Genomic DNA, 20,967 nt, shown 5'->3' with positions numbered 1-20,967 from the left:
GTGACGTCGGTCGGCGCTCGTCGCGCGAGTCGGTGGCCGCGTCAGGGTCGACTCGCTTCCCCGGGGTCCGAGCGGTCGCCGAACGGCGACTCGCCGGGGAGCAGCACGACCTTGCACCGGCCGACCGGGATGCGGTCGACCTCGCCGTCCTCCTCCAGCCGGCCGAGGTGGCGGCTGACCGTCGACTTCGACCACCCCGTGCGCCTGACCAGGTCGGCCTGCTTCACCCGGCCGCCGCGCTCCTCGACCAGCCGGAGGAGCACCTCCGCGCGCGTCCGGCCCGTGGTGACGACGAAGTCCGCCTCCGACGGCCGCCCGGACCGGTTGGCGCCGGCGGCGTCGGCGGCGGTTCGACCGCGGCGGTCGTCGCTTCCCTCGGCGTCGGCGCCGAGAACGGTCTCCTTGACGGTAGTGAGAAACCCCATGTCTGTGCTTCCCCGGCCCGAACCTATTCGCGCGGCGAGGGTAAACCCACGCGACAGTTCGGCCGGATTCGCACCGTTTTCGACCGGGTTCAGACCGTTCACGCGCGTAGACGCGGCGTAAGTCCGTCGCCGTCCGGGTAACGATCGAATAGCCCGTTGCACGCGCCGGACCGACCGTTCCGGACCGTTGCACGCCGCGCCGCCGCCCGTCGGACGTGAGGCGGTCGCCGGCGGTCCGGCGCGGCGGCCGCGTCAGGCCTCGTGGACCTTCTCGCCGCGGTGGAGCCGCTCGGCGATGGTGTAGGTCTGCTCGGCCGACCGGCGCGTGGGGGCGTGGGCCGAGAGGTAGCGCGCGGTCGCGACCAGGTGGACCCGGGCCGCGGCGCCGTCGTCGGTCAGGTCGAACTGGCTGAAGGCGGCCTCGACGTTCTGGAGCGTGTGGAAGTCGGCGTCCTCGCGGAGCAGGCCCTCGCCGAGCACGCGCTTGAGTTCGGCGGGGTCCCCACCGTCCCGGAGGAACGCCGCGACGAGGCGGCCGGCCCGGTCGACCTCGCCCTCCTCGTCGAAGACGGCCATCAGCTCCCCGCGGAGGTCGTCGGGCGCGTCGACCTCGGTCCCGTCCGGGATCGGCGCCGGCGGGGTGTTGAGGAACCGGTCGAGGTAGACGCTCATCGCGCCGGCGAGCGCGCTGCGATAGCCGGCCCGCGAGTCGGTCCGGAGCGCCGCCCGGTGGACCGCGTTGGCGTACGAGTAGGTGTGGTGGACCGTGTCCCAGTCGTTGAACTCGTTGGCGGTGCCGAACTGCGCCACGCGGACGCCCGCGGCCCGGGCCACCGCGCCGGCGAGTTCCGCGGGGGTCGCGCCGTTCTGCACCGCGGCCTTCATCGCGGTCACGATCTCTTCCGGGTCGTCCGAGAGCAGCGTGTCGACGAAGCCGTCGGGGTCGTCCCAGGTCTCGTCGGCGCCCTCGTCGGCGAGTTCCGGGAGCTCGTCGTACGCGTCGAAGACGAGCTCGGCCACGTCGACGGGCTGGCGCCACGACGACTGCTCCTCGGCGCGCGTCGCCTGGGTGAGCCGCGGGATCACGCTGGGCAGCACCTCGTCGGCGTGTTCCCAGCCGACGCGGTCGAGCGCCTCGCAGGCCTTGTTGATGAAATCGAACGTGTGGCCCGCGTCCATGTAGAGGTGGTCGGTCGCCGCAAGGTAGAGGATGTCCGCGACCTGCTCCGGGTCGAGCACGGCGACGGCGGTCCGGAGGCACCGCTCGGCGCCGTCGCGGTCCCGGACCGCCACGGTCTCGCGGAACCAGTCCTCGAGGCGGTCCCGGGAGAGGTCCCGGGCCGAGAACGACGGCTGGTCGAACGCGGGCGGTTCGCCCTGGCAGTCCTCGGCGACGCGGGTGAGGCCGGTGTACAGCGCGCGCTTGCGGTCCGCGGGGCGGAGCTCGTCGTGGAGGTTCGCCATCGCCGAGAGGACGGTCAGCCCGGAGCTCCACCCGTCCTCGCGGTACCGCGCGCCGAAGGTCAGCCCCTCCCGGAGCGGGTCGGTGTACGGGACGTCCTCGTCGGCCAGCCCGACGACCGACTTCGCGAGCACGAGCCGCAGGCTCTCCTCCAGGCCGGTCCGGAGGCGGTTCGTCCAGTGCTCGACCGGCGGCAGGTCGGGGTCGGGATGGGGGTCGACGTACACCTCGCCGTCCCGGACCTCGACCGGGAACGCCCGGACGTCGTCGGCCCACGGGTCGAAGGTGTCGCCGCACGACAGCTCGAACCGGGCGTGGTGCCAGTGGCAGGTCAGGATGCCGTCGTCGACTGTGCCCTCCGCCAGCGGGAACCCCATGTGGGGACACCGGTTGTCCACCGCGCGGAACTCCCCCTCGTGGTGGAACAGCGCGAGCGCGCGGCCGTCGGCCCGGGCCACCGTCCGGCCCGCCTCGCGGAGCTCGTCGGCGTCGGCCACCCGCACGAACGAGGCGTCGTCCGGGGCGTCGTTCGAGTCGTTCGTCGCCATGCCCCGAGATTCGTGAGCACACCTCAAAACGGTTCCCGGAAACGAGTTTTGGTAATCGTGCTTATATTTACGGACGTGGCGTCGACTCACTCCGTCGAGACCGGGGCGTCGCCGTCAGCAGCGTCTCCGTTCACGCCGTCCGCGTCGCCGGAACCGTCGCCCGGCGGCTCCCGGCCGTCCTCGGTCGCGGACGCGTCGACGAAGTCCACGCCGGAGAACGCGAACCGGGCGCCGCCGTCCGCCCCGGTCTCGACGGACACCCGCCAGCCGTGGGCGCTGGCGATGGTCTCGACGATGGCGAGCCCGAGCCCGGTCCCGGTCGCGGACGTGGTGTACTCGTACTCGAAGACGCGCTCGCGGTCCCCGGGCGGGATGCCCGGCCCGTCGTCCGCGACGTAGAAGCCGCGGGAGGCCTCGCCGCGCTCGTCTGCCGAACCACCCGCCTGCCCCTCGGAACCGGCACCCAGCGCGCCGACCCGGACGGTGACCGGCGTCTCGTCGGGACGGTCGCCCTCCTCGGGTGATCCACCGTGCTTCACGGCGTTCCGGAACAGGTTCTCGAAGACGCGCCGGAGCCGGGTCGCGTCGGCGTAGACGGCCACCTCGGGGCCGAGGTCGAGTTCCAGCGCGGCGTCCCCGGTGTCGGTGGTCCGCCACGCCGCCCGGGCGAGGTCGGCCAGCGGGACCGCCTCGCGGCCCTCGACGGTCTGGCCCTCGCGGGTGAGCGTCAGCAGGTCGTCGACGATGCCCTCGATGCGGTCGAGCGCCTCGTCGGCGGCCTCCAGGCGCTCGCGGTCGCCGGTCTCGAGCGCCAGTTCGAGGTTCCCCTGGGCGACGTTCAACGGGTTGCGCACGTCGTGGGACAGCGTGCTCGCGAAGCGCTCGAGCTGGTCGGCGTGCTGTTCGAGGTCGCGTAGGTAGCGCTCGCGCTCGGTGACGTCCTGGACGATGAGCGCCCGGCCCCTGACGGTGTCGCCGGTCGCGAGCGTGGAGACGCCGACCGCGAGCTCGCGGCGTTCCCCCTCGGGGAAGCAGACGGCTCGGTCGACGACCTCGCCGTCGTCGACGAGTTCGGGCGCGACGTCGTCGAGCCGGTCGCCCGCGCCGTCGGCCAGCGCCGGGAACAGCCGTTCGGCGCGGCGGTTGTAGTCGAGGACCCGGCGCTCGCGGTCCACCACGACGACGCCCTCGTCGAGCTGGTCGAAGATGGTCATCCGGGCGACCGGCGCGACGTCGAACGGCTCGCCGCGGAACACCGCCCAGCCGGCGAGCGCGCCCACCAGCACCGACCCCAGCACCAGGACGCCGTTGGTGGGACCAAGCGGCCGGAAGGCCGTCAGCCACGGGAGCAGGAGCTGGACGGTCATGGCCGCCGCGAGCAGGCCCGTGCGTCGCCGGCCGAGGCGGGACTTCGAGAAGCGGTGTTCGACGAGGAGGCCGAGCCCCGCCACGTACAGGAGCAGTCCCGGGAGCGTGACGAGCCACCCGACCCCGGGGACGCCCGTCAGGTAGGGGAAGGGGTCGGTGACGAGCCGGAAGCTCGGCCAGACCAGCCCGTGGACCGGGTTCGTGACGACCGCCGCGGCCTCGACGGCGTAGTAGACGCCGAGCACCCCCAGGAGTCGCCGGGTGACCCACTCCGACCGACCCGCGTACAGCACCGTGAAGAGGAACCAGAGCAGCAGGATCGCGTTGCCGACGAGCTGCTGGGCGTGGAACGCGAGCTGCGAGAGCGCCCGGGTCGGTGCGTACACCTGGCCGACGACGAACGCGCCCACCACCGCGTGGGCGCCGAGTATCACCGCCAGGGTGCGGGTCACGGCGGCGTCGCTCCGGCCCCAGAACAGCGCGCCGGTGACGGCGGTGAAGGCGCTGGCGCAGGCGACCGCCGCGGCGAACAGCGGCTCCGCGGGCGACATCAGTCGGCCCTCATTACTCTCGGTTTTCTGATACTGGCCGGATAAGCCTGCGGGCGGACATGTAATGGTGTTTAGGTCGAATCGGCGGCGTCCGATCGGTGCTGGCGACTCCCAGCCTGTGCATCGACGACGGCGCCGAGCGTGACCGGACGACACCGGACGCCGCGACCGGCCGCGGGGCTAGTCGAACGAGTCGAGCCGGCGCGAGAACGACACCGACGCCGAGGAGTCGGCCGCCCCGTCGGTCCGCCGGGTCGGGTCGACCGTCCTCGCGGGCCCGCGCTCGTCGAGGAGGTCGGCCCGGCGCTCGGCCAGCTTCCGGGCGAACGTCTCCTTGGCGTCGAGCCGCTCGTCCTCCCAGACCCGGATGCGGGCGTCGGGGATGTGGCGCCGATGGTGGAACCGCAGCTCCACGCGGGCGAGCATGGTGACGAACGAGTCGAGGAACTCCTCGACCGCGTCGTAGTCGGGGTCCTCGGCTTCCAGCAGGAGCTCGACGGTGTCGTACCACTCCAGGAACAGCTCGTAGGCCTCGGGGTAGTCGTCGCGGGGGTAGGTGTCGACCATCGTCGCGAGCGAGTCGACCACGAACCCCTTCGTCGAGCGGTCGGTCACCCGGAAGTCGCCGAGGGTGTACTGCTCGTTGAGGTCGACCGCCTTCAGCCGGGTCCGGAGGTCGCTGTACGTCCGGATGAACTCGTTGGGGACGTGGTGGCGGTACTGGTACGTCTCGACCGCCTCGGCGTTGCTCCGCTCGAACTGGTCGACGGTCCAGTCGACCGCCGCGTCGATGTCGGCCCTCGCCTCGGTGCCCACGTCGAACTCCCAGTCGTGGACGTCCTCGACCGGGAGGTAGCGCCGGCCCGACCAGTGGTTCGCCGAGGGCGCGATGTAGAAGTCGCCGGCGAGCGACTGCTCGTCGACCACCTCGCCGTAGACGTACCAGTGGCGCGGGAACCGGATATCGCGGCCGAGTTCCGACGCGAGGTGGCGGTCGGCGATGCAGCTGAGCTTGTGGAACCGCGACCCCGAGACCGGGTAGCTCCGGGACGCCTCCAGCTCCACGAGCAGCCGGTAGCAGAGGTACTCGCCCGGTCCGAAGTCGCGGTCGGCGTCGGTCACCGGCGACCACCTCCGGGACGGCCCGGCCGGTCACGGAATCCGCGACCGGCGCTCGCCGAGTGAGTGTGTCGTCCGTGCACGCTGGTAGCACCTCGCGCCGCGCGACCGCTCGGCGGCGTCGGTCCGACACCGGCCGAGGAGACGTCTTGCGCGCGTCTTACACGGTGGTTCTGAAAGCGCCATCATAAATGTTCGTGTTCCCGATACGTATTGATTCACACCCGTCTCGGCGGGAAAGAGACCGGGCGGGACGCCGACGACGGTGCCGCGACCGCGGCCGGCCGTGGCGCGAGACCGCACGGCCGTCGGACGCGACCGCACTGGGGACCGTCGCAGTGGACCGCACGGACGGCGTCGGACCGCGATCAGGCCACCGGTCGTCGCGCGGAGTCCGACGGGCGGGCGACTCAGGCCGCCTCCTGCAGCTCCTCGTACTGCTCCTCGAACCGGGCCCGACACGACGGACAGCAGAACTGGTAGAGGTCGCCGTCGATGCGGGCCGACTCGCCCTCGCTGGTGACCGTGTTGCCGCACTCGTCGCACTCCAGCGCGAACTCGACCCCGCGGGGCTCGGGGTGCCAGGCGGAGTCGGTGAGCAGTCGGACGTCGTACTCCCGGATGGCGTCGGTGTCGAGCGCGTCGGCCAGCAGGGGTTCGACCGCGCCGTCCCGCAGGCGGGCGTGGAACACCACGTTCCCGCCCGCGGTCACGAACACGTGCTCGACCCCGTCGATCTCCTCGACGCCGCGCCGGACCTCCGAGACCCGGCCGGGTTCGACGTGGAGGTCGACGAGCACCGCGACCCCCTCCGAGAGCAGCGACCGGTCGAGGTCGGCGGTGAACCGCCGCACGACGCCGAGTTCCTTCAGGCGGTCGATCCGGTCGGAGACCGTCGGCGGCGAGAGGTCGACCGCGTCGGCGATCTCGTTGTACGGGCGGCGGGCGTCGGCGACGAGCAGTTGCAGGATTTCGAGGTCTGTTTCGTCGAGCTCTCGCATTATCAACGCAATTGTGTGTCCACGATAGAAACACTTTTCGTCACGCCTCGGGGCGGAAGCCGACCCGGGCTGCCCGGTGGAGGCGGATTCCGCGGACAGCGCCGCTATTCGTCGGGCGAGTCGGTCGTCGCCGCGTCGGTCCTTGCCGCGTCGATGGCCGCGGCGAGCGCCTCCCGGTTGGCCGCGGCCTGCTCGTCTGACACCGGCACGTAGCCGATGTCGGCGGCGAGGTCGGTCGCGGCCTGCTCGACGTAGAACCGGCAGAACGCCCGTATCAGCCGACGAGAGAGGGCGTTCCGGTCCACGTAGACGAAAAGCGGTCGGGACAGCGGCGTGTAGGCTCCGGACTTGGCGGTGTCGAGCGACGGCGCGACGCACCCCTCGCCGTCGTCGATGGCCAGCGCCTTCACCGCGTCCCGGTTCTGGTCGTAGTACGCGAACCCGAAGTAGCCCATCCCGTACGTCGACTCGCTGACGCCCTCGACGATGGTGCTGTCCTGTTCGGTGCCCTCGTAGTCGCTGCGGTGGGCGCTGTCTCCCAGGATGGCCTCCGAGAAGTAGTCGTAGGTGCCCGACGCGGTCGTCGGCCCGTAGAGGTCGAGCGGCTCGTCGGGCCACGCCGAGTTCACGTCGCGCCACGTCTCCGCGCCGTCCTCCCGCCAGACCGCCCCGAGTTCCGCCGGCGTGACGCAGTCGACCCAGTCGGCGTCCTCGTTGACCACCACGGTGAGCGCGTCGGTGGCGATCCGGAGCGCGAGCGGGTCGACCCCGTTGTCGGCGCACGCCTCGCGCTCCCCCTCGCGGATGGCCCGACTGGCGTTGTTCAGCGGCGCCTTGCCCGGACAGAAGAAGTTCTCGAACCCGCCGCCGGTGCCCGTCGGCGTCACCGACACCGTCACCTCGGGGTGGCGCTTCGAGAACCTGTTGCCGACCGCGACGGTCACCGGGTACACCGTGCTGCTCCCGGCCACGTGTATCGTGCCCGCGAGGTCGTCGCCGGTCGACGTGGTGGTCGTCGTCGCGACGCTCCCGCCGAAGCCGACGCAGCCCGCGAGCGCAGTTGCGCCGGTCCCGACTGCGGCCAGCGCGCGGCGGCGACTCGTCCGCGCGGAACGTCCGCCTTCGGTCGCGTCCATTTGTCGAGACAGTGATAATCGACCGGGAAAACGGTTGCTAATAGTCGAACGGAGCCGAACGTAGCGCTCGGTTACGCTATAGCGAACGCGAACCGGGCGCCGCCCGTCTCGCTCTCGCCGACCGAGACCTCCCAGCCGTGAGCCGCCGCGACCCGGTCGACGATGGCGAGCCCGAGTCCGGTGCCGCCGCCGTCCCGGTTCGTGGTGTGGCCCATCTCGAACACCGCCTCGCGCTCCTCGGGCGGGATGCCCGGCCCGTCGTCGGCCACTGCGAACCCGTCCGGGGTCGGCGCGACCTCGACGTCGACGTCCGGGCCCGTGTGCTCCACGGCGTTCCGGAACAGGTTCTCGAAGACGTGGCCGAGCAGGTCGGGGTCGGCCTCGACCGTCGCGGTCTCGGGGACCGCGAGCGTGGCGCCGTCGGTCTCGACGTGCTGCCACGCCGTCTCGGCGGCGTCGCGGAGGTCGACCGGGGTCGTCGCGTCGACGGCGTCGCCCCTGGCCAGCAGCAGCGCGTCGGCGATGATGTCCTCCATCCGGTCGAGCGACCGCACCAGCGGGGCGGCGTGCTCCGAGTCGGTCTCGTCGGCCAGCAGTTCGGCCCGGCCGAGCGCGACCATCAGGGGGTTGCGGATGTCGTGGCTCAGCACCCTGGTCACGGTCTCCAGCTGCTCGTTCTGCTCCTGGACGTCGTCCATCATCGCGTTGAACGACTCGGCGATCGCGGCCATCGGTGCGCTCCGGCCGTCGGGGTCCATCCGGCGCGCGAGGTCGCCGTCGGCGCAGGCCTGCATCACCGCCCCGTAGCGCTCGGCCGTGCGTTCGAGGTGGGCGGTGAGCCGCTCGGACTCCCGCCTGGCGCGCTCGGCCTCCGCCCGGGCGCGCTCGGCGTCCCGGCGGGCGCCGTGTGCCTCCTCCAGGCTGGCCCCGAGCGAGCGACGCATCTCGTCGAACGCCCGGTAGAGCCGTCCGAGCTCGTCCTCGCGGTCGGTGTCGACCGACACCTCGAGGTTGCCGTCCCGTAGCTCGTCGGTCTTGTCGGCGAGCCGCCGGATGGAACGGGCGGTGCTGTGGCCGAACGTCGCCACGATGACGACCGCGCTGCACAGCACGATCCCGAGCAGGCCGAGCAGCTGGGCCACGATGTCGCGGCGGAGCGCGTACGCCGCGGCGGTCGGCTCGCGGACCGTCACCGTCCACGGCCGGGAGTCGAGCGCGGCGTAGCCGATCGCGGTCGACCGACCGCCGGCGTCGGCCGTGAGGAACCCCGACTCGCCGACGAACCGCCGGGGCGCCACCGTGTCGCGGGTCAGGATGCGGCTGCCGTTCTCGGCCATCACGACCCGGCCGGTCCGGTTGACCACCACGAACTCGGCGTCGCTGCCGTCGGCGAGCGACCGGGACACCGACCGGATGTTGACCACCAGCACGACCGCCCGGTCGGCCTCGCCGGGGACCCCGGTGACGAACAGCACGACCGACGCGCTCCCCTCGTACGGCCTGAAGGGGTCGGAGACGAACACGGCGCGGCGCGACCGCTGGGCGAGGTCGGTCAGCCGGCGGTCGCCCGACGCACGGGTGATGCCCGCGGCCGAGACGACGTCCGTGCTGCCGGTCGACGTGATCACGTTCCCGGAGGCGGTGTCGACGTAGTAGGCCGCCTCGATGTCCTCGTCGCGGTCCACCACGTTCCACAGCTGGACCGCGACCCGCGACCGGTCGCCCGACTGGAACGCCGCCGACTCCGAGACCGCCTTCGCCTCCAGGGTCATCCGGCGCAGCCACTCGTCGAGCCGGTCGGCGCCGGTCTCGGCCGCCGCGATGGTCTCCTGCTGGGTGTCGGCCTCGAGCGCGCTCCCCGTGTAGAAGTAGATGTAGCCGCCGAACACCGCGACCACGAGCGCGATGCCGGCGAGCGCGGCGACCAGCTTGGCGGTGTAGCTCCGGCGCACGACGCCCGGGAGCGCCCGCGAGAGGTCCGGCGACACCGGCCGGCTCACCCGTCCTCGGGGCGGTCGACCGTCCGGCGGAGCGTCTCCTCGAACCCCGCGTCGGCGAGGAGGTCGTCCCGCGACGCGTTCGCCCGCTCGGCCGCCGCCTCGAACGTCTCCGTGAGCCGGTGGAACTTCTCGGACGACCGGAGCACCTCGTCGTCGAGCGACGACCGCAGCGCGGCGCGCTTCGACGCGAGCGCGAAGTACTCCCGGAGCTCGGCGTCGTAGGCCGCCCGGCGGCGGAGGTCCGCCACCGTCTCGCGGAGCTCGTCGCCCCGGACCGGCTTGCAGACGTACGCGTCGAAGCCGAGTTCGACGACGTCGACGTCGGGCTCGACGGCGGTCACCATCGCGACCGGGAACCGGAACCCGCGACGACGGAGCCGCCGGAGCGTCTCGTCGCCCGAGAGGTCCGGCATCTGCCTGTCGAGCAGCATCACGTCGACGTCCTCGCTCGCGCGGCCCAGCGCCTCCCTGCCGCCGGCGGCGGTCTCGACCGCGCAGTCGTCGAGCCACGCCGCGTACATCTCGGCGACGTCTGGGTCGTCGTCGACCGCCAGCACGGTCGTCGGCGAACCGGTCATCGGTTGGCCCCCCGCCGTCCCGTACTCCGCGCGGACATGTTCTACGTCGGAGTTTTCGAGACCGGCTATAAGCCGTTTATAATAGGACCGGGGACCGGTATATAGAACTCAGTCGTCGGCCGGGACCGCCCCGCCGCGGGCGGTCGCCAGCCGCTTGGCCACGTCGACCGTCCGGCCGGTCTCGGCCGCCTCGTAGGCCGCCTCGGTGAGCGCGGTCACCCGGAGTCCGAACGACCCCGGCACCGCGGGCTCGGTCCCGTCCGCGACCGCCCGCACGAAGTCCGCGAGCTTCCGGCGCGTGAGCGTCTCGAAGTCGCGATCGCCCGTCACCTCGCCCTCGTAGGTCGCACCGCCCTCGTGGACGGTGAGCCGGTCGTCGGCGTACCGGACGTGGCCCTCCGACCCCCAGACGACGAGCTCCTCGTCGGGCTCGCCGTTCGTGCCGTCGCCGACCACGCCGACGGTTGCGGTGACGCTGTCACCCGAACTGCCACCGTCGACCTCTCGATCGAGCGAGAGCGCCAGCGCGGAGTTCACGTCGACGGCCTCGCCGCGGTCGTCGACGAGCGCCGCGACCCGCCGGGGCTCCGCGTCGAGCGTCCAGAGCAGCGCGTCGAGCAGGTGGCTCCCCGAGTCGTAGAGCTGGCCGCCGCCCGAGAGCCCTGGGTCGGTCCGCCACGACCCGCGCTGGAGCTCGATCCAGTCCTGGCCGAGGTAGGCGTTGGCGGCGTGGACCTCGCCGATCCGCCCCGACGAGACGACCCGCCTGAGCTCCCGGAAGAGGGGGTCGAAGTGGCGCTGGTAGCCGACCTGCAGGACCCGGCCCCGCTCGGCCGCGGCGTCGACGAGCGCCGCGGCGTTCTCGATGCCCGTGACCATCGGCTTCTCGAGGAAGACGTCCGCGCCGGCTTCGAAGCAGTCCATCGCCTGCTCGTAGTGGAGGGTATGCGGCGTGACGATGTTCACCGCGTCGAGGTCGCGGTCGGCCAGCATCGCCGCGTGGTCCTCGTAGACCGGCGCGCCGTACTGCTCGGCGAACGCCTCGCGGGCGCCCGCCGAGACGTCCGCGCCCGCGGCGATCTCGACGTCGTCCATCTCGTCGTAGAGTCCGAGTTCGATGCTCCCGAGGCCGCCCAGTCCGATCGCGCCCAGTCGAATCGCCATACGGTCCGCGCGGGAACTCTTCAATGTAGGCTTTTCGGTCGGGCGAGTGCGGCCGCCGAACCGCGTTCTGCCCGTCTGTGACGGCTGGCCGCGCACGCCGAGGCGGGCCGAAACACCGGGAGGTGCTCCCGGACGGCTCATCGACGGTCCGCCAGCCGGACGGCCGCGTCGGACCAGAGCCACCGGTCGGCGTCGGTCCGGTCGTACACGACGACCGCGCTGTCGGTCAGTTCGAAGCTGTCGTGGGTCTCGGGAATCACCGGCTCCCGGGCGGGGTACTCCGCGATCCTGTCGTCCGTATCGTGGCGCTCGTCTATCATCTGTCTTCCTCGGTCGTAATTAGACCTCGACTCCGGTAGAACGCGGCTCTAGCTGCTTGCGGTGCGAGCCCGGAGAACCGCTCTAGATAGTACGTGAGTCAGCGCGGTAGCGGTGCTACCGATTGCTGGAAGCCGTCTCGTCCGAGTTCCGACGAGGACGTGGTGGCGCTCGACCGTTCCGAGGCCGCCAAAGCGTCGGGAAGATCGGATTCCCCGTCACTCAGTCGGAGCCGTCTGCCCGCACGCCGGTGAACTCGAAGCGCGCACCCCCGGACTCGGACTCGGTGAGCGAGACGCGCCACCCGTGGTCCTCGGCGATCTGCCTGACGATGACCAGTCCGAGGCCGGTGTTGCCGTCGGCGGTCGAGTAACCGGGCTCGAACACGCGCTCGCGCTCCGCCGGCGGGACGCCGCGGCCGTCGTCGGCGACGTAGAATCCGCCGCCCGTCGGCTTCGTTCCCCGGCGAGCCTCGTCCTCGCGCCGTTCTGGCGGGGCACCGGAAGACTTCCCGCGCTCGTCCGCTTGCCCTCTATTCGTTCCCTTCGTGGAGACGGTCGGGAGGTCGCCGACCCGCACGGTCACGTCGCCGCCGCCGTGTTCGATCGAGTTCCGGAACAGGTTCTCGAAGAGGTGCTGGAGGAGGTCGGCGTCGGCGACCGCGGTCGGAAGGTCGTCGTCGAGGACCAGCGTCGCCGCGCCGGTGTCGACGGTCGACCACGCGGCCGCGGCGACGCCTCTCAGCGACGTTCCCTCTGCGAGGTCCGGTTCCGCGCTCCCGACCGAGAGCACGTCCCGTACGATGCGCTGGATGCGGTCCAGGGCCGCTTCGGCTTTCTCGAGGTGAACGTCCGCCGGCGATTCGCGGGCCGCCTCGACCCGAATCTTGGCAACGTCCAGCGGGTTCCGGAGGTCGTGGGCGGCGACGTCGACGAACCGCTCGAGTCGCTCGACCCGTGCCTCGAGGTCGCGCGCCCGTCGCTCGATGTCGGTGACGTCGGTGTAGACCACGACGGTGTCCGCCCCGTCGTCGGTATCGGAGACGGCCTGGAGTCGGAAGTGACACCGCTCGTCGTCACCGCACCGAACTGCGACCACGACCCGGTCGCCGTCGTCGAGACGAGACCGGACGTCCGCCGCGGTCGTCCCTTCGGCATCGACCGACAGATGGTCGGCCAGCGGGTCGCCGGCGACCGCCGACCCGTCGACGTCGAAGGTCCGCTCGAACGCGGGGTTGACCGCCCGGACGACGGCCGCCTCCCGCTCGCCCTCGTAGCGGAGCAGCGGGTCCGGGAACGCCCGGAACAGGGAGGAGGTCTGCGGCGCGTCGGCGCCCGAACCGGAGTCCGCCGACCGGGTGCCGTCGGTCTCCGTCGGCGACTCGTCGCCCGGGTCGGCCGGGTCGCCCCGTTCGGCCGTGTCGCTCGCTTCTCCCCGCGACTCGTCGTCCCCGCGGGTATCGTCGGTCGTCATTCGCCGGTCCTCGCGTGCCACTCGTCGACGTCAGAGAGCCGTTTCTCCGTGGTCTCCTCCTCGAAGAAGGCGCCGAGCAGCTTCCGCTGGCCCGCCCGGAGGTGGTAGTGGAGCGTGGGCGAGGTGACGCCGAGCGCCGCGGCGATCTCCTCGGCGGTGCTGTCACGGGGCGATTCGAAGTACCCGCCGACGTACGCGGTCCGGAGCGCGACGCGCTGCCGATCGGTGAGCCGCTCGCGGAGCGCGCTCCGGAACTCCTGGGCCGTCTCCACCGACCGTTCGCGCTCGCGCTTGAATCGGAGTTCGGACGCCGGAAACGCCTCCCGGACGGCTTCGACGACCTCCCGGACGTCCTCCCCGACCCCGAGCTCCGCGACGACAAGCCCGGCGCCGCGCTCGAACTCGGCGGTCCGGACCGTCGCACCGCGCTCGACCAGCACGAGGACCGGCGACCCGCCCGACAGCGTGACCTCGACGAGGCCGCCGGCCTCCGCGGACGGTTCGTGGACGATGCGGCCGATGTCGACGTCGGTCCGGTCCGCGGCCAGGTCGAAGAGGTCCGCCAGGTCGGCTCCATCGACCCGGACGTAACAGAGCAGCGAGTTCTCGTCCAGCGGGACGATGCCTTCGACGGCGATATCGCAGTCGAGTCGGGCCGATGCCGACGCGAAGAACGCCGTGGAGTCGGTCACGTCGAAAGCGAGTTCGACCACCGTGTCCGACAGCAGGAGGTTGCGCTGTCGGGCCGCGTTGATGGCGAACCCGACGGTCGCGCCGAGCGTCGTCAGGCTCTCGCGTTCGCGGTCGGTGAACGCGTCGGGGCGGGTCGCGTAGACGCCGAGTACGCCGAACGTGGCGTCTCCGTATCGAAGCGGCACCGCGATGCTCGACTGCAACCCCCTGGCGAACGCCTCGCGCCGGACCGGTTCGGGCACCGATTCGTCGTCGACCAGCTGTTCGATCACCCGCGTCTCGCCCGTCTCGACGGCCGCCTGCTCGGCGCCGGTCGGTTCGTCGTCGCCGCGCTCCGCCGCGACGAGGTCGAGGATTCCCTCGTACTCGCCGGCCGCGACCCGCCGCTCGATCGCGTCGGTCGTCATCCCGAGTTCGCCGATCCAGGCGAACGCGTAGCGGTCGCTCGACGCCAGCTTCTCGCAGACCGTCCGCTCTATCTCCTCGCGGGTCGTCGCCCCCACGAGGTCCCTGACGATGTTCCGGACGATGGCGTTGTTCCGATCGAGTCGAGCCAGTTCCCGCTCGCGGTCCTCGAGGTCCCGTTCGAGGCGCTTCCGGTCGGTGACGTCGCGGAGGTACACCGCGAGGCCCTCGCCGGCCGCGACCGTCCTGACCGCCAGCCACGCGTCCAGTTCCGGGAAGTACTCCTCGAAGGCTATCTCGGCCGGGTCGGGGACTCCGTCGCCGAAGTGCTCGCGGAACGTCGCCGCCGCCGACCGCGGGAACGCCTCCATGAGGTCGGCTCCGACGAGCGCCGCGGCGTCGGTCTCGAAGACGTCCGCCGCCACGGCGTTCGCCGACGTGACCCGCAGGTCGGGGTCGGCGACCACCACCCCTTCGGTCACGTCGTCGAGGACGCTGTCCATGCCATAGTATACCACACAACTACATGTGAATCTTCGCCACGCTCACGGCCTTCCGCACCGTCCCGACCGACGGCGACTTGCCCGCTTCCGGAAATCCGAGACATCCGTATCTACAAGGCGGCGGTGGTCGTAGACCGAAGTACGTGGTATGATACCAATAGACACATCGAGGGCGGGAAGCGTGACGGGGGTTCTGCTGTGTCTCGTTGTCGTCTCGACGTCCGTGGCCCCGGTCGCCGCGGTACTCCGTCCGACCGGCACAGACGTCGCGGCCCGAACGGGCCAGACGGCCGAACTCGAACTGGAACCGGCCCGCGTCGACTTCGGGCGCGTCCGAATCGACGGACCGGCGACCGAACGCGTCCCTCGGCTCCTCACGGTCAGTAACTCGGGCGACGCTCCGGTCGCCATCGAGGAGGCGGCCGTCGCGGGACCGGACGCCGCGGCGTTCGAGATTCTTCGCGGCGGCGGGGCGGGGACGCTCGAACCGGGCGAGCGCCGCGCGATCTCGGTCGCGTTCACGCCGGAGGCGGCGGGGACGGCGACGGCGACGCTCCGCGTCGAAACCGCCGACGGCGACGCGGTCGCGGCCGACCTCCGCGGGACGGGTCTCGCGCCGGACGTGGCGGTCCGGCCGGAGACGCTCCGGTTCGAGAACGCGACCGACGGATCGATCACCGAGACGCTCACGCTGACGAACGAGGGGAACGCGCCGCTGACGGTCCGGGCCGTCAGCGTGGTCGGCCCCGACCGGAGCGTCTTCGAGGTGGCCGACGGGGGTCCGTTCACGATCGACCCCGGACGGAGCCGGACCGTCGCGGTGACCTTCGACCCGCCGGAATCGGGGGCGCGGTTCGCGACGCTCCACGTCATGAGCGACGACCCCGACGAGCCCCAGCGCAACGTCTGGCTGACGAACACGCCGATGGTGGCCGACGTCTCGCCATCGACGGTGCTGGCCAACCGGACGATAGTGAACGTGTCCGTCGTGAACGCCCAGGCGAACGTGACCCAGTCGGTGAACGTCTCGTGGCCGCTCACCCGCGACGACGCGGTGGCGATCGACGCGATAACGTTCACGCCCGCGCGGGGCGACAACTTCACGCTCAACGTCACGAAGAGCGCCCGGCGGTTCGAGGGAACGCCCCCGTTCAACCTGAGCGACGGGACCGAGGACGCGGCCTTCGTCTCCATGAACAGCACCATCCCCGACGAGGACCTCCGGAACGTCAGCGTCGTCTTCCGCGTGCGGAAGGACCAGTTGGCCGGGAACGAGACGGGACCGGAGGACGTCACCCTCTACACGCAGCGGAACGACACGTGGACCGAGCTCCCGACCCAGCTCGTCGACGAGAACCCCACGCACTACATCTTCGAGGCGAGGGCGACGGGGCTCGCGGACTTCGCGACCGGCATCAAGCAGGCGAAGTTCCGTATCGAGGATGCGGTCGTGAGCATCACCGAGATCCGCACCGGCGACGACGTGGAGGTCCTGGTCCGGGTGACCAACGTCGGCGGGGCCGACGGCACCTACGTCGTGAAGCTCCTCCGCGGCGACGCCGTGGTCGACCGCCGGGACCTGTCGATAGCGCCGAACGGCACCCGCCAGACCGTGTTCGTCGAGTCGTTCGACGAACCGGGCACCTACGAGCTGTACGTCAACGACCGGTTCGCCGGGAACGTCACCGTCAGCCCAGAAACCACGACGAACGGGTCGAGTTCGAACGTTCAAGTGGCCGTCGGGGAGCCACCGGCCCGGACGCTATCCCCGGGCTCGCGACCGGACGACGCTCCGTCGCTTCGGTCTGCGGTCGAGGCTCGCGGTAGCTCCAGGGTCACCACGGCGCCCCGCGGGTCGTTCTCGGCGAACCGGAGCCGTCCGCCGGAGTTGTCGACCACCCAGTAGGTCAGCCAGAGGCCGAGCCCGCTCGCGTGTTCGAGGTCGGTCTCTCGGCCCTCGCCGATGGCGGTCCTGTCCTGCGCGGGGATGCCGGGGCCGTTGTCCGCCACCGCGATGCGGACCCAACTGTCCCCGTCGCCCGGTTCGGCCTCGGCGCGCTCCAGTTCTCCTTGCTCGCTCGCGTCACTCGTCCACCCCGCACCGTCCGGGCCCTCGCCGTCGCGCTCGACGGTGGCGACCTCGACCTCGACCCGGGGGTCGGCGCTGTCGTTGTGCTCGCACGCGTTCTCGCAGACGTTCTCGACCGCCAGCCGAAGCGACGGGAGGGCCAGCACCCGGACCGGGTCGGGCAGCGACGCGGTCACCGCGACGCCGGGGTACTCTTCGCCGACGTCGGCGACCACCTCGGCGACCAGGTCGGTCACCTCGACGGGTCGGCGCTCGTGGTCGGCCTCGATGGCGTTCCTGATCTGTCTGGCCTTCCGGCTCAGGCTCGTGACCTCCCAGCCGACGTCGCGGATGGTCCGGGCGGCGGTCGACACGGTCTCGTCGGCGGCCGTCTCCTCGACGACGTCTGCGTAGTTCAGGATGACGCTCATCCGGTTGCGCAGGTTGTGCTGGAGCACGCGATAGAGGACTTCGAGGCGTTGCTGGCGCTCGCGAAGCGACGCCTCGCGGGCCCGTAGCGTCCCCGCCAGTTCGTCGAAGCCGGCGCTCATCTGCTCCCACTCGGAACCGCCGCGCAGCGACACCCTGTGGTCGTACTCGCCCGCGCCGAGCCTGTCGAACCCGTCGAGGAGGCGCTCGGTCTGTCGGAGGCTCACGGCGTACTGCCAGTAGCCGAACCCGAGCATGACCAGCAGCAGCACGCCCAGCACCGCGACCTGCGACGCCACCAGCCGCCGTAGCCGCGCGTCGAGCGCGGTCCGGTCCCTGGTGACGGTCACCTCCCAGCCGGTTGACTCGACGACCGCCGAACTCCGGACCGACGCGCCGAACGTCCGGTGGCTCTCGCTGAGCGTCGCCCCGCTTCCCGTTATCTCGACCGTCTGAGAGTCGGTCTTCAGCGGCGGGAGCAGGTCGAACACCGTCTGATTGTCGAGGTACATCGCGGCCACGAGTCCGCCCTCGACCTCGGCGCCCCGCATGATGGGCGCGCTGAAGACGATGGCGTGCTTGCCGGTCTCGGCGACGTACCGGATGTCGCCGAGGTAGGTCCGTCCCCGGAGCGCCTGCGCGACGTACGGGACGTCGCCGCGGTCGGCGCCGACGACCGCCCGGCGCTGCTCGGCCGAGACGTCCCCGCGGAACGCCACCACCGTCCCGTTGGCGGCGACGACCTGCGCCGCGTAGAACGGCGAGTTCGCGAGGAACGCGTCCAGGAACCGGCCGCTCTCGTCGAACTCTCTCGCACGCGGCCGCGAGGCGACCCTCCCCACGTCGTCGAGGGTGGCCCGGAGCGACGCGTCGATCTGGTCGGCGACCAGCCGGGCGGTCTGGTCGACACTCGCGCGCGTCTCGGCCACTGCGTCGCGCTGGTACGACTCCAGGGCCACGAAGATCGACCCGCCCAGCACGAGCGTGATCGCCACGAGGATGACGACGAACTTGGTCCGTAGCCTCAGCCCCATCCGTGATACCTGCTACCAATGGTCACTAATAGCTCTCGGTTGGGCCACTCGCTCGGCCCCGGTGTCCGGCGGTGAAACCGCCACCGGGAGGTCTGCCAGAGCCGTTCGGCGGCCACCCGTCGCCGGGCCGCGAAAAGTATAACTCGGCCAGGGTCCTACAGTCATTGTCCTTTGTTATCATGGACCAACCACGGGACGCCACGGTGCTCGTGGTGGACGACGAGCCCGAGGTCACCGACGCGTACGCGCTCCGACTCCGCCGGCGGTACGCCGACGTGCGCACGGCGTACGGCGGCGAGGAGGCGCTGGCGGCGATGGACGACGACGTCGACGTGGTCCTGCTCGACCGCCGCATGCCGTTCTCCGGCGACAAGGTGCTGCGGGAACTCCGCGAGCGTGGGTACGAGTGCCGGGTCATCATGGTCACGGCGGTCAACCCCGACTTCGAGATCGTCGACATGCCGTTCGACGACTACCTCTGCAAGCCCACCGACAGGGAGGACCTGTTCGCCGCCATCGACCAGCAGCTGGAGGCGGCGTCGTACGACGACCCCGTCTCGGAGCTGTTCGGCCTCACCGCCAAGCTCGCCGTCCTCGAGTCCGAGCAGACCCCCGAGCAGCTCGACGGGTCGAGCGAGTACGTCCGGATGCGTCGTCGGGCGACGGAGCTCCGCGAGGGGCTCGACGTACCGCCGGAGAGCTTCGAGGAGATGCTCGAGGAGTTCGCCGCGATCAACCGGGGCAGGAAGTGAGGACGGAGGCACGGTGAACGTTCACCCGGTGGTGTGCTTCGGAACGAGGACGCTCAGCGCCGGATCGCGGTACGCGACGACGGCTTCGCCGGGGTCCGCGGCCCCCGAGAGCGCGATCGTCCGGTCGATGCCGTCTGACCGGTCCGACGACGAGCGCGCGGCGCGAATCCGCATCGCGCCCCCGGCGGCGGTGACTCGGACATCGTCGAGCGACCGGTCGGGGAGTTCGGCGGTGATTCGGATCCAGTTCGGCCCGTCGGCGAGTTCCACCGGCACGTCGTCGTTCGTCTCCGCGCGCGTCACCAACGGTGGCGCCGTGCCGGTCGTGTGGTCGACGTGGTCGGCGCATCTCCCGGAACGAGCGCGGCCGGACTGCCACCGAGCCGGCGCGTCGGTGGGCTGTGGATCGGTCGTCCGTTCGTCCCATCTGGGGTGGTTCGGCGAGTCGTATCGTTTGTAGGCCATCGTGATTCCCTCACGTACGGAGCGAGGCGCCCCGTCGCGGTAGATCGAGAGGCTAGGTATCCGAGACCGACGGCCTCTAGATAGCTAGCATCGTCGGAGCGCGAGGCGCTTGCGATAATGAGAACCTCATTCTTCGGCGCGGGCGGGCTTCGGTCCAGATGGAGTTGCGGGGGAACGACCCCGCGAGTCCAGCGGCGAACCCGAACCAAGGAGACAACCCATGAAACGCGCACTACGAACCCTACTCGCGCTGCTGGTCGCCACGGCGCTCGTCGGCGCTGCGATGAGCGGCGGCGCGCTCGCCCACACGGTCGACGACGACTGTGACGGACAGTCGTCCGCCGACATCAGCCAGAGCAACGAGGCGAGCGTGGACCAGAGCGGCAGAGACAACGACGCGAACATCGACCAGGAGAACGACGCCGACGTCGACCAGAACGGAGGATGTAACGACGCAGACGTCAGCCAGCGCAACGACGCCGACGTCGACCAGGACGGCAGCGATAACGACGCCGACATCGACCAGGAGAACGACGCCGATGTCGACCAGAACGGTGAGGACAACGACGCGGATGTCGACCAGGAGAACGACGCCGACGTGGATCAGGACGGCAGCGATAACGACGCTGACGTCGATCAGGAAAACGATGCTGACGTCGACCAGGACGGCGACGACAACGACGCAGATGTCGACCAGGAGAACGACGCGGATGTCGACCAAGACGGTAAGGACAACGACGCGGATGTCGACCAGAAGAACGACGCTGACGTCGACCAAGATGGTAAGGACAACGACGCTGACGTCGACCAGGAGAACGACGCCGACGTCGACCAGGACGGCAGCGATAACGACGCCGACGTCGACCAGAAGAACGACGCCGAGATCGACCAGGACAGCCACGACCGGAAGTACGAGAAGCTGAAGTACGAGAAGAAGCGGCTCGAAAAGCTGCTCGACAAGCTACACGAGAAGAAGACCGCCATCGAGGACCGGATCGACTACGTCGAGCGCACGTACGAGGGCGAGCGACGCGAGGAGCGGAAGGCGTACTGGGAGCAGCAGCACGACAAGGTCGAGGAGTACATCGAGCGGTTGGAGGACCGACTGGACGACATCGAGGAGGAACTCGAGGACCGCGGCGACAACTGAGTCAGACGAGGGGTAGATAACGCTTCGGCCCGCCACCGCCCGATTCGACCCGAACGAATCCGGCGCGGACGCACCTGCCCGTTCGCGACCGAACTGCTTTTTTCCGCGAGACGATTCGCCAGAGCCCGTCTCACCGTCGAACGGGGTGTCCGGCGCCGAGCAGTTCCCAGACGGCCCGGACCGGGACCCGATTCCTCTCGGAACAGTTTCGGGTTGCCCGCGAGCGGTTCGCTCGCCGGCACAGAACCGCCTCCGTCGTCGCGTCACATTCCCAAAATACGTTTTCCGGCTTACAGTCGCTTCTACTCCGCCGGTGATGTGTCGC

At 70.9% G+C, this 20,967-nt stretch carries 16 protein-coding genes and 1 pseudogene; 3 read left to right on the top strand and 14 right to left on the bottom strand.

The window, feature by feature from the left end:
- Positions 1-41: 41 nt before the first annotated feature.
- The 12 genes from ACQUQF_RS22755 to ACQUQF_RS22700 all read right to left on the bottom strand — a co-directional run bounded on the left by ACQUQF_RS22755 (position 42) and on the right by ACQUQF_RS22700 (position 14,744).
- On the bottom strand, positions 42-425 hold the full coding sequence (locus tag ACQUQF_RS22755; RefSeq protein WP_435181562.1) for a helix-turn-helix transcriptional regulator: 384 nt from the start codon (positions 423-425) through the stop codon (positions 42-44).
- A gap of 252 nt (positions 426-677) precedes the next feature.
- Complete coding sequence (locus ACQUQF_RS22750) at positions 678-2,435, bottom strand: Rieske (2Fe-2S) protein (protein WP_435181561.1); 1,758 nt, start codon at positions 2,433-2,435, stop codon at positions 678-680.
- Between the two features lie 86 nt (positions 2,436-2,521).
- A complete protein-coding gene (locus ACQUQF_RS22745; RefSeq protein WP_435181560.1) occupies positions 2,522-4,354 on the bottom strand; it encodes a sensor histidine kinase in 1,833 nt (610 codons plus the stop codon).
- Positions 4,355-4,534: 180 nt separating this feature from the next.
- Complete coding sequence (locus ACQUQF_RS22740; RefSeq protein WP_435181559.1) at positions 4,535-5,476, bottom strand: hypothetical protein; 942 nt, start codon at positions 5,474-5,476, stop codon at positions 4,535-4,537.
- Between the two features lie 407 nt (positions 5,477-5,883).
- Positions 5,884-6,474, bottom strand: coding sequence for an AsnC family transcriptional regulator (locus ACQUQF_RS22735; protein WP_435181557.1), 591 nt, complete (start codon positions 6,472-6,474; stop codon positions 5,884-5,886).
- Positions 6,475-6,578: 104 nt separating this feature from the next.
- Positions 6,579-7,610, bottom strand: coding sequence for a PstS family phosphate ABC transporter substrate-binding protein (locus tag ACQUQF_RS22730; RefSeq protein ID WP_435181556.1), 1,032 nt, complete (start codon positions 7,608-7,610; stop codon positions 6,579-6,581).
- Positions 7,611-7,681: 71 nt separating this feature from the next.
- The gene (locus ACQUQF_RS22725) at positions 7,682-9,610 is read right to left on the bottom strand and encodes an ATP-binding protein (protein WP_435181554.1); all 1,929 of its coding nucleotides are present in this window, start codon (positions 9,608-9,610) and stop codon (positions 7,682-7,684) included.
- Positions 9,607-10,188: a response regulator transcription factor gene (locus ACQUQF_RS22720; RefSeq protein WP_435181553.1), complete on the bottom strand. Its 582-nt coding sequence runs from the start codon at positions 10,186-10,188 to the stop codon at positions 9,607-9,609. Before ACQUQF_RS22720 ends, ACQUQF_RS22725 begins: the two co-directional genes overlap by 4 nt.
- 108 nt (positions 10,189-10,296) lie before the next feature.
- Positions 10,297-11,352, bottom strand: a complete 1,056-nt coding sequence (locus tag ACQUQF_RS22715) for a Gfo/Idh/MocA family protein (protein ID WP_435181552.1) — start codon at positions 11,350-11,352, stop codon at positions 10,297-10,299.
- Between the two features lie 137 nt (positions 11,353-11,489).
- The gene (locus tag ACQUQF_RS22710; RefSeq protein WP_435181551.1) at positions 11,490-11,672 is read right to left on the bottom strand and encodes a DUF7331 family protein; all 183 of its coding nucleotides are present in this window, start codon (positions 11,670-11,672) and stop codon (positions 11,490-11,492) included.
- 220 nt (positions 11,673-11,892) lie between these two features.
- Entirely contained in the window at positions 11,893-13,143 is a 1,251-nt protein-coding gene (locus ACQUQF_RS22705) for a sensor histidine kinase (RefSeq protein ID WP_435181550.1), read from the bottom strand.
- Complete coding sequence (locus ACQUQF_RS22700) at positions 13,140-14,744, bottom strand: bacterio-opsin activator domain-containing protein (RefSeq protein ID WP_435181549.1); 1,605 nt, start codon at positions 14,742-14,744, stop codon at positions 13,140-13,142. Before ACQUQF_RS22700 ends, ACQUQF_RS22705 begins: the two co-directional genes overlap by 4 nt.
- A 148-nt stretch (positions 14,745-14,892) precedes the next feature.
- Between ACQUQF_RS22700 and ACQUQF_RS22695 the strand changes: the two are divergent.
- A pseudogene (locus ACQUQF_RS22695) lies at positions 14,893-16,140 on the top strand (choice-of-anchor D domain-containing protein); the annotation flags it as partial.
- 332 nt (positions 16,141-16,472) lie between these two features.
- Here the strand turns inward: ACQUQF_RS22695 and ACQUQF_RS22690 are convergent.
- On the bottom strand, positions 16,473-18,275 hold the full coding sequence (locus ACQUQF_RS22690) for a sensor histidine kinase (RefSeq protein WP_435181548.1): 1,803 nt from the start codon (positions 18,273-18,275) through the stop codon (positions 16,473-16,475).
- A 179-nt stretch (positions 18,276-18,454) separates the two neighbouring features.
- On the opposite strand from ACQUQF_RS22690, the gene ACQUQF_RS22685 reads away from it, so the two are divergent.
- Positions 18,455-19,027: a response regulator gene (locus ACQUQF_RS22685; RefSeq protein ID WP_435181547.1), complete on the top strand. Its 573-nt coding sequence runs from the start codon at positions 18,455-18,457 to the stop codon at positions 19,025-19,027.
- 21 nt (positions 19,028-19,048) lie between these two features.
- On the opposite strand, the gene ACQUQF_RS22680 is transcribed toward ACQUQF_RS22685, so the two are convergent.
- Positions 19,049-19,492 carry a hypothetical protein gene (locus tag ACQUQF_RS22680; protein ID WP_435181546.1) on the bottom strand — a complete coding sequence of 148 codons (444 nt, stop codon included), beginning with the start codon at positions 19,490-19,492 and terminating at the stop codon, positions 19,049-19,051.
- A 220-nt stretch (positions 19,493-19,712) separates the two neighbouring features.
- On the opposite strand from ACQUQF_RS22680, the gene ACQUQF_RS22675 reads away from it, so the two are divergent.
- Positions 19,713-20,642, top strand: a complete 930-nt coding sequence (locus ACQUQF_RS22675; protein ID WP_435181545.1) for a curlin — start codon at positions 19,713-19,715, stop codon at positions 20,640-20,642.
- Positions 20,643-20,967: the final 325 nt, after the last annotated feature.

This window comes from Halorussus sp. AFM4, from assembly GCF_051194995.1.
In the GTDB taxonomy this organism is placed as follows: domain Archaea; phylum Halobacteriota; class Halobacteria; order Halobacteriales; family Haladaptataceae; genus Halorussus.
The sequence above is the reverse complement of the archived record's forward strand: the minus strand, read 5'-3'. Positions and strand labels throughout refer to the sequence as shown.

What these genes read in the sequence shown, in the direction of transcription:
- ACQUQF_RS22745 (WP_435181560.1), bottom strand. Translation starts at nt 4,354, where the DNA reads ATGTCGCCCGCGGAGCCGCTGTTCGCCGCGGCGGTCGCCTGCGCCAGC.
- ACQUQF_RS22735 (WP_435181557.1), bottom strand. Translation starts at nt 6,474, where the DNA reads ATGCGAGAGCTCGACGAAACAGACCTCGAAATCCTGCAACTGCTCGTC.
- ACQUQF_RS22750 (WP_435181561.1), bottom strand. Translation starts at nt 2,435, where the DNA reads ATGGCGACGAACGACTCGAACGACGCCCCGGACGACGCCTCGTTCGTG.
- ACQUQF_RS22715 (WP_435181552.1), bottom strand. Translation starts at nt 11,352, where the DNA reads ATGGCGATTCGACTGGGCGCGATCGGACTGGGCGGCCTCGGGAGCATC.
- ACQUQF_RS22705 (WP_435181550.1), bottom strand. Translation starts at nt 13,143, where the DNA reads ATGACGACCGACGATACCCGCGGGGACGACGAGTCGCGGGGAGAAGCG.
- ACQUQF_RS22755 (WP_435181562.1), bottom strand. Translation starts at nt 425, where the DNA reads ATGGGGTTTCTCACTACCGTCAAGGAGACCGTTCTCGGCGCCGACGCC.
- ACQUQF_RS22685 (WP_435181547.1), top strand. Translation starts at nt 18,455, where the DNA reads ATGGACCAACCACGGGACGCCACGGTGCTCGTGGTGGACGACGAGCCC.
- ACQUQF_RS22680 (WP_435181546.1), bottom strand. Translation starts at nt 19,492, where the DNA reads ATGGCCTACAAACGATACGACTCGCCGAACCACCCCAGATGGGACGAA.
- ACQUQF_RS22675 (WP_435181545.1), top strand. Translation starts at nt 19,713, where the DNA reads ATGAAACGCGCACTACGAACCCTACTCGCGCTGCTGGTCGCCACGGCG.
- ACQUQF_RS22710 (WP_435181551.1), bottom strand. Translation starts at nt 11,672, where the DNA reads ATGATAGACGAGCGCCACGATACGGACGACAGGATCGCGGAGTACCCC.
- ACQUQF_RS22730 (WP_435181556.1), bottom strand. Translation starts at nt 7,610, where the DNA reads ATGGACGCGACCGAAGGCGGACGTTCCGCGCGGACGAGTCGCCGCCGC.
- ACQUQF_RS22720 (WP_435181553.1), bottom strand. Translation starts at nt 10,188, where the DNA reads ATGACCGGTTCGCCGACGACCGTGCTGGCGGTCGACGACGACCCAGAC.
- ACQUQF_RS22700 (WP_435181549.1), bottom strand. Translation starts at nt 14,744, where the DNA reads ATGGACAGCGTCCTCGACGACGTGACCGAAGGGGTGGTGGTCGCCGAC.
- ACQUQF_RS22690 (WP_435181548.1), bottom strand. Translation starts at nt 18,275, where the DNA reads ATGGGGCTGAGGCTACGGACCAAGTTCGTCGTCATCCTCGTGGCGATC.